Source organism: Rhodoferax sp. GW821-FHT09E07 (genome assembly GCF_059416145.1).
The window spans coordinates 156,157-168,798 of the sequence record NZ_JBWKOP010000001.1 but is presented as its reverse complement, the minus strand read 5'-3'; the positions used below and the strand labels follow the sequence as shown (position 1 = coordinate 168,798).

The following is a 12,642-nucleotide window of genomic DNA, read 5'->3' as shown; positions in this document are numbered from 1 at the left end:
TTGCTGAGTGCGTGAAGATTACGCAGCTGCGGCTTGCTTGCGGCGGCGGGCAATGCCACCCATCAGACCCAGACCGGCCAACAGCATGGCGTAGGTTTCGGGTTCTGGCACGGGGGCAACCTTCAGTGCAACGCCGTACAAACCGCCAGCGGAGCCAGTTGCGGTGCCCGCGATGTCCACGTGATAGCTGCCAGCACTTGGCAAATTGAACGTGTATTCGCTGTTGTTACCAACAAACGAGCCGAAATTCACAGTCCCGTTGGGGTGGCTGTTGTTCCAAACATTCACGGTCAGGCCGGCAATGTTGTAGAAACTTAACAACACAAGATTGTTGGCAGCCCCGGTCAATACGGAAGGGCCAGCAATGCTGAAATTAATGGTGTCTTCAAACGAGCCAACTGAATGCGAAAACGTGTTGGTGTAGCTTCCAATCGTTCCTGCATCCACAGTGGTCGCTTGTGCGACTCCGGTAGACATCGCCACAGCGACAACACTGGCAATAAGTGCTTTTTTAAGCATCATGGTAATCCCCTTGGTATGTGAACTCGGCGCATACCCAGAATAGGACTGCTGGCTTCGAGTTAGGGCAAGTTTCCACGGATCGGTGATAAGCGTATATAGCCTGATCGGACTAGCCAAATGACTTACTGCACACTTAGCGTCCGTATACGTCCTCAAACCGCACGATGTCGTCCTCGCCCAAATAGCTACCGGACTGCACCTCGATCATCTCTAGCTCCACTTTGCCGGGATTCTCCAGACGGTGGGTGGTACCGAGCGGAATGTACGTTGATTCATTCTCGGAGAGCAGATAGGTTTTTTCACCCTGGGTCACCTTGGCGGTGCCGCTCACCACGATCCAGTGCTCCGCACGGTGATGGTGCATTTGCAGCGACAAGGCCGCACCGGGTTTGACCACAATGCGTTTGACCTGAAATCGCTCGCCCGAGTCCACGCTGTCGTACCAACCCCAGGGCCGGAATACCTTGCGATGGGTCTGCCCCTCGCTGCGGCCCGCCTGCTTCAGGCGGTCCACAATCTTCTTCACGTCCTGGGTCTTGTTTTTGTGGGCCACCAAAATGGCGTCGGCGGTTTCGACCACGATCAAGTCGTCCACGCCCACACAAGCGATCAAACGCCCTTCCGACAAAGCCAGGGTGTTGCGACTGTCCTGCATCAGCACGTCGCCCTGCGCCACATTGCCGTCGGCATCTTTGGGCAGCACGTTCCACAGCGCCTCCCAAGCCCCCACATCGGACCATCCTGCAGACAGAGGAATCACCACACCCACTGGTAAGCTGGTGTTTTGACCGGCTGCAATGCGCTCCATCACCGCGTAATCGATGGAGTCGCTGGGGCATTGGCTGAATGCATCCTTACCCACGCGCACAAATTCACCGTCCGAACTACCTTGCGTCCAGGCGGCTTCGCAAGCACTAGCGATGTCCGGCCGGCAGGCCTGCAACGCCGACAACCACACCGAAGCGCGCATCATGAACAGACCGCTGTTCCAAGAGTAGCTCCCTTCGTCCAGATAGGCCTGTGCCGTCTGCAAGTTGGGTTTCTCTACGAAACGGGCAATCCGCTTGGCACCGTCACTGCCAAAGTTCTCGCCCGACTGGATATAACCATAGCCGGTTTCTGGTGCGTCCGGCGTAATGCCGAAGGTCACCACCGCGCCGTCGTTCGCCAAGGCAGCGCCTTTTCGCACCACGTCCTGGAAGGCATGGGTGTTCACGATCACATGGTCCGCCGGCATGACCAACAGCACAGGGTCCGCTCCGTTTTTCATAGCTGCTCGCGCAGCAATGGTAAGGGCTGGCGCCGTATTTCTCCCCAAAGGTTCCAGTACCACCGTGCCTGGCTTGCCCATCACGCGCAGCTGCTCGGCGATCACGAAGCGGTATTCCTCGTTGCACACCACTAGGGGTGCGGCCAATTCAGCGCCCGCAATACCCTCCACACGACGCACAGTGGCTTGCAGCAACGAGTCTTCACCAATCAAGGGCAGCAATTGCTTCGGATATTTCTCGCGGGACAGGGGCCACAAGCGGGTCCCCGATCCCCCCGACAGCACGACCGGTTGAATCAACATGGCATTTCCTTCAATAGTTAAATCTTTGTGTTTCAAGCGCGGGCATCGCCCCAACGCAAGCGAGCCGTGTCGTCACCGCGGTACAGCGTTTCACCATGGCGGTTCACGCAATAGTGGCGGGACACAATCATTTCAAAAAAGTGCATGTCGGCGGGAATGCGCGTGTACTCAAACAGCACACCGCGGGTAATGCGTGCTCCAGTGCGGACAACACTTCCATGCCCAATCCAAGCAGGGCCAATGATGGTAGCGCCAGGCTCAATCTTGACGCTGGATCCGATGTACACCGGCCCCTCGATCTTCACCTGCTCCCAAGGGATTTGCGTATTCAGGCCCACCCACACACCTGGCTTCACTTCTTTGCCCGGCATGTGCATGTAGTCGATTTCGCCTTGCAGCACGCGCTGCAACACCGACCAATAGTCACTCACCCGACCAATGTCCAGCCAATTGAAGGGACGGTTTTGCACAAAGAAGGGCTGCTTTTCGTCTGCCAATTGCGGGAAGAGCTGGGAACCGATGTCATACACCTTGCCCGCAGGCACCTTGTCCAGCACCGCCGGTTCAAAGATGTAAATACCCGTGCTGGCCAGTGTTGATTTTGCCTCTTCGGGCTTGGGCTTTTCCTGGAAAGACTGGATGCGGCCATCAGCATCCGCCACCACCGTGCCATATGAGGACACTTCTTCCAATGGCACTTCCAGAGCAACGACGCTGGCCAGGGCGCCTTTGGCCCTGTGCTCCGCCAGGGCGGCGGTGATATCCAAATCAATCAGCGCGTCGCCACACAGCACCAGTGTGGTGTCGTCAAAAAAACCGCTGAAATCCTGGATGCGCCGCATCCCTCCGGCCGACCCCAAAGGACGAGGAAGGATGTCGCCATGCTCGCGTATCCCCTCGTACGAATAGCCAATCTCCACCCCCCAGCGCTGTCCATCTCCAAAATACTCTTCAATCCGCTGGTGGTGGTAGGCCACGTTGACCATGATTTCTGTGATGCCATGTCGCGCCAAGTGCTCGATCAAGTACTCCATGACCGGCTTGCCCAAGATAGGCACCATGGGCTTGGGCAAATCCCGCGTCAAAGGACGTACGCGAGTGCCCTGACCGGCCGCCAGAATCATTCCTTTTGCCATTTTTTCCCTTTTATCCTGCCGCTGTTTTTGGCAGTTGGGCAGTGTACCGGGCACGTCCTAGTCCATACGGACTAAGCCTGCGGTCCATATGTAACCAACATGCAAAAACAAAGCCAAGTCTGTCACAGCGCTGCCACAACCATGTGCATCAATGCCAGACGCAATACCCCTCAATCAGAGTCTGTTACCAAGATGAAACAGATGAAAGAACGCGTTCGAATACTTTAGACAAATGTGCATTAGTTCACATTTGACTGTCGCTTCGTACCATTTGGCACAAATTCACCCATTTGGGGGATGGGCACATGTCCAAGGCCTAACTATCATCGCGCACTTGTCTGCTTATCCGCGTTAACCCTAATACCTGCGTATCCACCCCATGTTGTTCCTTCCCTCGCTCTCTACCGAGGATCTTCACCACTACCACCGGGTTGTGACCCATTCGGTGGAAGTACGCAGCCACTTTGACGTGCTCATATGGCTACAGGGTGATATGCAACGGTACCTGCCGCACGACATCCTGGTTGCGGCCTGGGGCGATTTTTCGACGGGTGCGGTCCAGCACGACATCATTTCTGCCATGGCTGGGGTGCGCTCGCACGTTTCCCATGCCCCAGCCCTGACACCACTCTTGGTTACGTTGTTCAACCGTTGGACTGAATTTGGAAACAAACCCTTCAGCCTCAATGCTGGCGAAAGTGGCTTCCTGCTGAACGACTCTGGCCTGAAAAGTGCTTTGGGTGGTGCATTGCAAAAAATGCGCTCTGCCACGGTGCACGGCATCCGGGACGAGCGAGGGAGTCACGATTGTCTCTACGTTGCCTTCAGCGTCAAAGACGTCTTCACCGATATGGAGCGCGGAGCCATGTCCATGGTGCTCCCCTATATTGATACGGCACTGCGCCAAGTGGAGCACCTACCCCACCAGGCGCAATTGCAGTCGCAAGGCAATGGCAAAGACACGCCGCTGACGGTGGAACATGACCTTACCGACCGGGAAGCCGAAATCCTGAAATGGGTGGCTCTGGGCAAAACCAATCCCGAGATAGGCAGCATCCTGGAGATCAGCGCCTTCACGGTCAAAAACCACATGCAACGTGTTTTCAAGAAGCTCGACGTCTCCAACCGCGCCCAAGCTGTGGGCAAATTCCGCGCCTGGGTCAACCATGTCTAAGGCCCACGTTACGCTGTCCGCCGCCGCCCTCAACCGCGGCTCAGAACACCCTACCCTGGGCAAAGACAATCTGCTGAGCCTGTTTGAGTCCGCCGTGTGCCCCGGCGCCCTTGTCGCGTCTTTGTGGGCAGTGGCGTATTACTTTGAAGGCAGTTTGCCCCCCGCCTACCTCCTGCTGGCTGTACTCACCTTCGCACTGACCTTTCCCGGTGAATCCAGACTGCAAACGTCCATGGGCTCCGTGTTGTTGGACATTGCCATCAACTGGATCTGGATTGCCGGCCTGCTGGGCGTTACCGGTTACGCCACCGGGTATATCAAAGAGTTCTCACTCAATGCCCTGACCGCCTGGCTGTGGGTCGCACCCTCCGCTGAACTGCTGGCCTGCCTCACCTTACGCGCGGCGGCACCCTGGGTGATCAAACTACAGGGCCCCAAACAGCGGGCCTTGATTGTGGGCATGAACGAACAAGGCCTTGCACTTGCCAACAAGCTGAAGGACTCTCCCTATTCGCGCATCGAGTTTGCGGGCTTCGTGGACAGCCGCGGAACCGACCGCCTGCACCCCAACTCTCCGCATGCCTTGCTCGGCAAGATCGACCAACTGGCATGCATCGCCCAACAAAACCGCATCCAGGTCATCTACCTGTCACTGCCCATGGCATCGCAGCCTCGCATCCTGCACATTCTGGATGAACTGAAGGACACCACTGCCTCCATTTACTTTGTGCCCGACATGTTCGTCACCGACCTGATCCAGGGCCACCCCAGCGTCGTATGTGGCATGCCTGTTATCTCCGTGTGCGAAACCCCTTTCCGAGGCTTTGACGGCGCCGTGAAACGAATGAGCGACGTGGTGTTCTCCTTGCTGATTCTTCTGTTGATCACGCCCGTACTTGCCGCCATCGCGGTTGCAGTCAAGCTAGGATCCCCTGGCCCCATCATCTTCAAACAGCGCCGCTACGGGCTGGACGGTGAAGAGATCCTGGTCTACAAGTTCCGATCGATGACGGTGACCGAAGACGGTACAACCGTCCAGCAAGCCACCAAGAACGATTCACGCATCACCCCTCTAGGGGCATTCCTGCGTAAGACTTCACTGGATGAACTTCCCCAATTCATCAATGTGCTCCAAGGCCGCATGAGTATCGTAGGCCCCCGGCCCCACGCCGTTGCTCACAACGAGCTCTACCGCAAGCTCATCAAGGGCTACATGGTGCGCCACAAAGTCAAGCCTGGCATCACTGGCTGGGCCCAAGTCAACGGCTACCGAGGCGAAACCGAAACGCTGGACAAAATGCAAGGACGTATCGACTACGACCTGGATTACCTGCGCAATTGGTCGCTGCGGCTGGACATTCACATCATCCTCAAAACCGTGCGCCTGGTGGTCAAAGACCAGCAAGCCTATTAAGCGCATGCGGCGCATTACTTGTCTTTCTTGGGCTATAGCATTGCTGCTTTGCAATGCGACGACGCTTCACGCCCAGGAAAAGCCACTGGTCTTCAATGCGAACTACACAGTTCAAACCGATAGCAACCTGTTTCGCCTGCCCAGCAATGCCAACACGCAGGCCCTCATCGGCAAAAGCAGTGCTGCTGAGCAGATCGGCGTCACCACCGTAGGGCTAGGGTTCAACACCCAACAGAGTCTGCAAAAATTTGAGTTGGATGTGAGTTTGGTGGACTACAAATACCAAAACTTCAACTACCTCAGCTTCACTGCCAGCAACTATGCGGCGGCTTGGCATTGGGCCGTGACGCCTCGTCTTACCGGCAACTTCACGACCGACCGCAAAGAAACACTGAACAGTTTCAGTGACTATCAGGGCTACACCACACGCAATCAGCGTGTGGACACCACCACCCGCATAGACACTGTTTACGAATTGGATGGTCCATGGCGCCTCATTGCGGGCGCCAGCACCACCCGACAAGCCAACCAACAAGCCTTGCTAGCCGGTGGCGACTACACCATTGCCTCTGCAGATGCGGGGCTGCGCTATGCGTTTGCCTCCGGCAGCACACTCACTTACCAGGCACGTCTGGGCAACGGCAGCTATTTGAACCGGGTCGTACCCAACACCGGGTCGTACGACGACCACTTCAAGCAATGGGACAATGATTTGCGCCTGCGCTGGAACCTGAACGGCGGCAGCAACGCTGAGGTGTATGTCACCCACATCGATCGAACACACCCCACCTACGGTGCACGCGACTACAGCGGCTTCAATACGGGAGCCAATCTGGATTGGGCGATCAGCGGAAAATCGCTACTCTCTCTCGGATTCAGCCATTTGCTGGACTCCTACACCACCAGCAATAGTAACTACAGCCAAACAGACAAAGTCTCCGTAGGGCCCGTGTGGCAGTTCAGCCCCAAAGCGGCGTTGCGCATGCGCCATGAGTGGGCACAAATAGACTATTTCGGCAGTCCCACAGCCGCGGCCAGCAGCCAGCGGCGCGACGTCACCCGCGACACCAGCGTATCCGTCAACTGGCAGCCCTACCAACAAGTTTCCCTGAATGCAGGCTTGCAAAACAGTAACCGCGGCTCCAACCAAGCCGGACTTGATTTTGAAAGCACGCTGCTGTTTTTTACCGCCCAAGTCAATTTTTGATTGCACTACACCATGAACATTTCCTCCCAACGCTTCGCCACCGCCGTCCTGGCGGCATCCATCGCTATTGGCTTGGCCGCTTGCGGCAACAAGGACGACAAGAAAGTGGCCACCCAAGTCGCGGCCAAAGTAGGGTCTGAAGAAATCTCCGTGCACCAAATCAACCAAGTGCTCAGCCGTACCAACATGAATGGCGCAACCCCAGAGTCAGTACAGGCCATGGGGCGCGATATTTTGGAAAAGCTGATTGACCAACAACTGGCCGTCGACCAAGCAACTGAGAACAAGCTACACCGCTCACCCGAAGTAGTCGCCCAAATCGAGGCCGCACGCCGGGATATTTTGGCCCGTGCTTACATCCAGCAGATCGGCGCTGCCACGCCCAAACCATCTGCCGATGAAATCAAAAAGTATTACGTCGACCACCCCCAATTGTTCAGCGAACGCCGGGTCTATAACGTGCAGGAAATTGTGGTTCCAACGTCTGCCGGCGTAGCAGATCAGTTGCGCCCGTTTGCGGCTGCTGGCAAACCGATTGAAGAAGCAGCAGCTCTGCTCAAGTCCAAAAACATCCAGTTTGGCGGTGGTGCAGCAACCCGTGCCGCCGAGCAAATTCCGCTCGAAATCCTGCCGCGCATCCACGCACTGAAAGACGGTCAAAGCACTCTGATTGAGACCCCCCAGACCATCACACTGCTGCGCGTGGTTTCCTCGCAATCCTCCCCTGTGGCCCAAGACGCCGCTCTGCCACGCATTGAGCAATTTCTGGTGAATCAGCGTGCCGGCGAAGCCGTTGCGGCCAATATCAAACAATTGCGCTCCAGCACCAAGATCACTTACATGGGCGAGTTTGCCAATTCCGCGCCAGCTCCAGCGGCACAGGTGCCCGCAGAGCCATCTGCGACACCAGAAGCTGCGAACAAAACCTCCCTCGAAAAAGGTGTGGCTGGTCTTAAATAAGCCCACAAACCGCTCGCACAAATTGCCACCATGAAAACATTACGCCTTCCTCAATTTTTGCTCGCTGCGTTGCTGGCGCTAAGTAGTTTTGCAGCATATGCCCAAGACAAATCTGACTACCCCTTGGGAGCCGGCGACACCATCCGCGTACAGGTTTTTCAAAATCCGGACCTCACCATAGAAACCCGCGTTTCGGAAAGCGGCAGCGTCACCTACCCACTCATCGGGGCTGTGGAGCTGGGTGGCTTGTCGGTGGCGGCGGCAGAAAAGAAAATTGCGGATGCCTTGCAACGTGGTGGCTTCATTCAAAAACCCCAGGTCAACATTGCACTGATCCAAATTCGCGGCAACCAGGTATCGGTGCTGGGCCAGGTGGCGCGCCCTGGACGCTTTCCGCTGGAAACTGTCAACACCCGCTTGAGCGACATGCTGGCGAACGCCGGTGGCGCAACACCTAGCGGGGATGACATCGTTATCGTGACCGGTGTGCGCGACGGCAAAGTCTTCCGCAAAGAAATCGACATCCCCTCCATCTTCCTGACCGATAAACTGCAGGACAACTTGGTGCTCCAAGGTGGCGACACCATCTACGTTCACCGCGCACCTGTTTTCTACATTTACGGCGAAGCGCAACGCCCCGGGTCCTACCGCATTGAGCGCGACATGACGGTCATGCAAGCCCTGGCTCAAGGCGGAGGCCCCAGCGCCCGCGGCTCCGAAAAACGCTTGCGCCTGAGCCGCAAACTGCCCAACGGAAGCATTCAACAGCTTGAGCCGCAATTGACCGACCCCGTGCTCCCCAATGACGTGATTTACGTCAAAGAAAGCATCTTCTGATTTCGGGCATCACACCATGACATTCCAACAATTTTTTCTCATACTCCGCGCGCGCTGGAAGATCGGCCTGCTAGTCTTTGCAGCTACGGTATTTGCCACGGTGGGTATCAGCCTTTTATTGCCAAAGCAATACACCGCAAGCACCGCAGTTGTCGTGGACGTGAAATCGCCTGACCCCGTGAGCGGACTGATGCTGCAAGGCATGATGGCCCCTGGCTACATGGCAACCCAAGTAGACATCATCAACAGTGACCGCGTTGCACAAGCGGTGGTTGTGGGTTTGGGAATGGAAAAAAGCCCAGCCATTCAAGCGCAGTGGCAAGAAGCTACTGAAGGCAAAGGCCAACTGCGCGTTTGGTTAGCGGACCTCTTACAGAAGAAGCTGGACGTTAAGCCCTCCCGCGAGAGCAACGTCATCAGCATCAACTACACCGGCGCAGACCCCGAATTTGCAGCCACCGTTGCCAATGCCTTTGCCCAGGCCTATATGGACGTGAACCTCGATCTGCGTGTCGCCCCGGCCCGTCAGTTCGCAACGTTCTTTGATGAGCAGACAAAAACTGCCCGCGACAAACTGGAAAAGGCCCAGCAAGCGCTGTCCGACTACCAGCAGAAGAACGGGATTACCTCCACCGACGAACGGATGGACTTTGAGACCGCAAAACTCAACGAAACCAGCAGCCAACTGACGGGTGTGCAAGGCCAGACCACCGACAGCCAAAGCAAGCGCCAGAGCGGCAAGGCGGATACCGTCGCAGAGGTCATGCAAAGCCCACTCATCAACGGCCTGAAAGCCGACATTGCGCGCGCGGAAGCCAAACTGGCGGAAAACAAAGGTAACTTGGGTGTCAACCACCCCCAGATTCAACAGGCCGAATCTGAACTAGCGACGCTGAAGGCGCAGCTCGAAGCTGAAACACGCAAGATCACAACCTCTATTGAAACCGCCTACCAAGTCAGCAAGCAGCGCGAAAGCCAGCTTCAAGGTGCCCTTGCCACCCAAAAGGCACGTGTGCTGGTGCTGAACAAACAGCGTGACGAACTGAACGTTTTGCGCCGCGATATTGAATCCGCCCAACGCGCGTTCGAAATCGTGAGCCAACGCGCGTCACAGACCAATATTGAAAGCCAGACCAACCAAACCAACATTGCGGTGTTGAATCCGGCCATTGCCCCGCCAGACCCCTCCAAACCCAAGATTCTGCTCAACACCCTGGTTTCCATATTTCTGGGTGGGTTGCTCGGCATTGGACTTGCGTTGGTTCTCGAACTCATGAACCGCCGCGTGCGCTCGACGGAAGACTTGGTGGAAGCGCTGGAACTGCCTGTGCTGGGCGCCATCAGCTCCGCATCGGGAATGTTCAAACGCACGGCCATTGGAGTACGCACATGACTCAAGTAAGAACCATTGGCGATATTCTGGTAGCTACCGGCCGCCTGAGCCATGACGACGCAGCGCGCATTGTGGAGCGCCAACACAAAGACCAGGTGCAGTTTGGCGATGCCGCGTTGTCCCTGAAAGTTCTGACCAAGGAAGACATCGACTTCGCCCTTAGCAAGCAGTTTGACTACTCCTACCTGAACGACCAGGACGACACCGTCAGCCACGAATTGGTAGCAGCCTACAAACCATTCAGCCGCGTAGGCGAAAACCTGCGCGCGGTGCGCAGCCAGCTGATGCTACGCTGGTTCAACACCGACTCCGCACACAAAGTTCTGGCCATCGTGAGTCCCGGCAGTGGCGAGGGGCGCAGCTTCATCGCGGCCAACCTTGCGGTGGTCTTTGCACAGCAAGGCGAGCGCACACTGCTCATCGATGCAGACATGCGCGCCAAGCCTGACCGTGCGCAACACGCCTTGTTCAAGCTGGGCAAGAGCGCGGGCCTGTCGGGGATTTTGGCAAATCGCGCTGGCCTTGAGGTTGCCCAACTCATTCCCGGGCTGCCTGGTCTGGCTGTACTGCCCGCCGGCGCCATCCCGCCCAACCCCCAGGAGCTGCTCGGGCGCCCGGCATTTGGAGACCTGCTCCGCATTGCCAGCCAGCAGTTTGACGTGATCATTATTGACACCCCCGCGGGGACCGAATACGCCGATGCAGAAATCGCAGCAGCACGTGCGGGAGCCGCGCTGCTGGTGGCCCGCAAAAACACCAGCCTGCTGCCGCAGGCCACACAACTGTCGCGCCGCCTGCAAGACAGCGGGGTTGCGTTGGTAGGCTCGGTGCTAAACGACGCATGAGCTCCGTGTCCCGTGCGCGAACCGCCTTCCAGGTGCAGCTCTTGGCTTGGTTGCCCGTGGCATTGGGGCTTGCCGCCTTGTACCTGCCCAGCCTGCACGACCTGTTCACGGGCATCTGGGCCAAGGATGAGCAGATGCACGGCCCCATCGTGCTGGGAATCTCGTGCTGGCTCATCTACCGCAATTGGCCCAGCATGCTTGCGGCCAGCAAAGGTGAAAAAACCACCGCCTGGGGTTGGCCATTCTTTGCACTGGGCTTGTTCTTCTATGCCTTGGGCCGCTCGCAAGACATCTTGCTGCTGGAGGTGGGCTCCGTCATCTGGCTTCTGGTGGGCATAGCACTGCTCACTCTGGGGCCCAAAGCACTGAAGGCCCAGTGGTTTGCGCTGTTCTTCATGTTCTTTATGGTCCCGCTGCCCGGCGTCGTAGTCGACATGGTCACCATGCCCATGAAAATGGCTGTGTCGTACGTAGCAGAGCATGTGCTCTTCTGGGCGGGCTACCCCATTGGCCGCAACGGCGTTATTTTGCAGATAGGGCAATACATGCTGCTGGTAGCCGATGCCTGTGCCGGCCTGCATACCCTGCTCACATTGGAAGCCTTGGGCCTGCTATACCTCAATATTGTCCGGCGCGACTCCCTGTTCAGAAACGTCGGCTTGGCCACCCTCATCGTCCCCATCTCCTTCACGGCCAACGTGATTCGCGTGATGGCGCTAAGCCTCATCACCTACCATTTTGGCGATGCCGCAGGCCAAGGCTTCTTGCACGGCTTCGCGGGTATGGTTTTGTTTTTGACTGCGCTGCTGCTGATCATCGGATTCGACAATGCGTTGCAAGCACTCGAAGCTGTTAAGGCACGCAAAACAGCATCGCTGAGCCTGAGGTAACCGCGGCATGTTGAACCAATCAAAATCCTGGGTCTTGGCTGCCTGCATGCTCGGCGCTGCCGTGGCAGCTTGGGCCCTGACACCGCACACACTGATGTCGGAGCAGCGTACCAAGGTCACCCTGGCGAACCTGATACCTACTGCATTTGGCGACTGGAAAGAACTACCCCAGTCCGGCCGGCAGATTGTCAATCCACAACAAACCGCCATATTGGATGAGATCTATTCTGAGACCCTATCCCGGGTCTATGTGAACTCCAACGGCGCTACCGTCATGTTGTCGTTGGCCTATGGCGCCAACCAATCCCGCGATCTGCAAATCCACAGGCCCGAGGTCTGCTATTCAGCGCAGGGGTTTCAGATCCTGGACACCGAAAAAACGAGTGTCTCCACCAGCGCGGGGGAGATCCCCGCCATGCATGTGGTTGCCAAATTGGGCCAGCGCAACGAACCCATTACCTACTGGGTCCGCATCGGTGAAAAAGTTGTGCGCGGCAACCTGGAGCAAGGTTTTGCACGCCTGGGCTACGGGCTTGGCGGCGTGGTTGCAGACGGCATTCTGTTCCGCGTGTCCAGCATCTCCGCCGAGAACGACAAAGCCTACGCAATCCAAAAGCAATTCATCGACGACCTGCTGAATTCCGTCCCCGCTGATACGAAAGCGTATCTGCTGGGCGACACCAAGTCCTAG

General features: G+C 57.0%; 12 protein-coding genes. 9 read left to right on the top strand and 3 right to left on the bottom strand.

The genetic code is table 11. The annotated features are described in order from the left end of the window. Positions 1-18 precede the first annotated feature (18 nt). From AC07OE_RS00870 to AC07OE_RS00860, 3 genes are all read right to left on the bottom strand, one after another. Positions 19-522 (bottom strand): FxDxF family PEP-CTERM protein, encoded by a 504-nt coding sequence (locus AC07OE_RS00870; RefSeq protein ID WP_495068676.1) that lies wholly within the window; start codon positions 520-522, stop codon positions 19-21. Positions 523-655: 133 nt separating this feature from the next. Next, positions 656-2,095, bottom strand: coding sequence for a mannose-1-phosphate guanylyltransferase/mannose-6-phosphate isomerase (locus AC07OE_RS00865; protein ID WP_495068675.1), 1,440 nt, complete (start codon positions 2,093-2,095; stop codon positions 656-658). Between the two features lie 32 nt (positions 2,096-2,127). Continuing rightward, positions 2,128-3,231, bottom strand: coding sequence for a nucleotidyltransferase family protein (locus AC07OE_RS00860; protein WP_495068674.1), 1,104 nt, complete (start codon positions 3,229-3,231; stop codon positions 2,128-2,130). Positions 3,232-3,610: 379 nt separating this feature from the next. Here AC07OE_RS00860 and epsA point away from each other — a divergent pair, with 379 nt between their 5' ends. The 9 genes from epsA to epsI are packed head-to-tail and all read left to right on the top strand — an operon-like array spanning position 3,611 to position 12,642. After that, positions 3,611-4,405, top strand: coding sequence for an XrtB/PEP-CTERM-associated transcriptional regulator EpsA (gene epsA / locus AC07OE_RS00855; RefSeq protein WP_495068673.1), 795 nt, complete (start codon positions 3,611-3,613; stop codon positions 4,403-4,405). Next, positions 4,398-5,819: an undecaprenyl-phosphate glucose phosphotransferase gene (locus tag AC07OE_RS00850; RefSeq protein WP_495068672.1), complete on the top strand. Its 1,422-nt coding sequence runs from the start codon at positions 4,398-4,400 to the stop codon at positions 5,817-5,819. Before epsA ends, AC07OE_RS00850 begins: the two co-directional genes overlap by 8 nt. 40 nt (positions 5,820-5,859) lie before the next feature. Beyond that, positions 5,860-7,026 carry an XrtB/PEP-CTERM-associated polysaccharide biosynthesis outer membrane protein EpsL gene (gene epsL / locus AC07OE_RS00845; RefSeq protein WP_495068671.1) on the top strand — a complete coding sequence of 389 codons (1,167 nt, stop codon included), beginning with the start codon at positions 5,860-5,862 and terminating at the stop codon, positions 7,024-7,026. A 12-nt stretch (positions 7,027-7,038) separates the two neighbouring features. Beyond that, the gene (locus AC07OE_RS00840; RefSeq protein WP_495068670.1) at positions 7,039-7,986 is read left to right on the top strand and encodes an EpsD family peptidyl-prolyl cis-trans isomerase; all 948 of its coding nucleotides are present in this window, start codon (positions 7,039-7,041) and stop codon (positions 7,984-7,986) included. 30 nt (positions 7,987-8,016) lie between these two features. Then, positions 8,017-8,823 (top strand): polysaccharide export protein EpsE, encoded by an 807-nt coding sequence (gene epsE / locus AC07OE_RS00835; protein WP_495068669.1) that lies wholly within the window; start codon positions 8,017-8,019, stop codon positions 8,821-8,823. Between the two features lie 16 nt (positions 8,824-8,839). Further along, on the top strand, positions 8,840-10,216 hold the full coding sequence (epsF, locus tag AC07OE_RS00830; protein ID WP_495068668.1) for a chain length determinant protein EpsF: 1,377 nt from the start codon (positions 8,840-8,842) through the stop codon (positions 10,214-10,216). Continuing rightward, positions 10,213-11,061, top strand: coding sequence for a chain length determinant protein tyrosine kinase EpsG (epsG, locus tag AC07OE_RS00825; RefSeq protein ID WP_495068667.1), 849 nt, complete (start codon positions 10,213-10,215; stop codon positions 11,059-11,061). The genes epsF and epsG overlap by 4 nt, the downstream gene beginning before the upstream one ends. Then, positions 11,058-11,951 carry an exosortase B gene (xrtB, locus tag AC07OE_RS00820; RefSeq protein WP_495068666.1) on the top strand — a complete coding sequence of 298 codons (894 nt, stop codon included), beginning with the start codon at positions 11,058-11,060 and terminating at the stop codon, positions 11,949-11,951. The genes epsG and xrtB overlap by 4 nt, the downstream gene beginning before the upstream one ends. A 7-nt stretch (positions 11,952-11,958) precedes the next feature. Then, entirely contained in the window at positions 11,959-12,642 is a 684-nt protein-coding gene (gene epsI / locus AC07OE_RS00815) for an exosortase-associated protein EpsI, B-type (RefSeq protein WP_495068665.1), read from the top strand.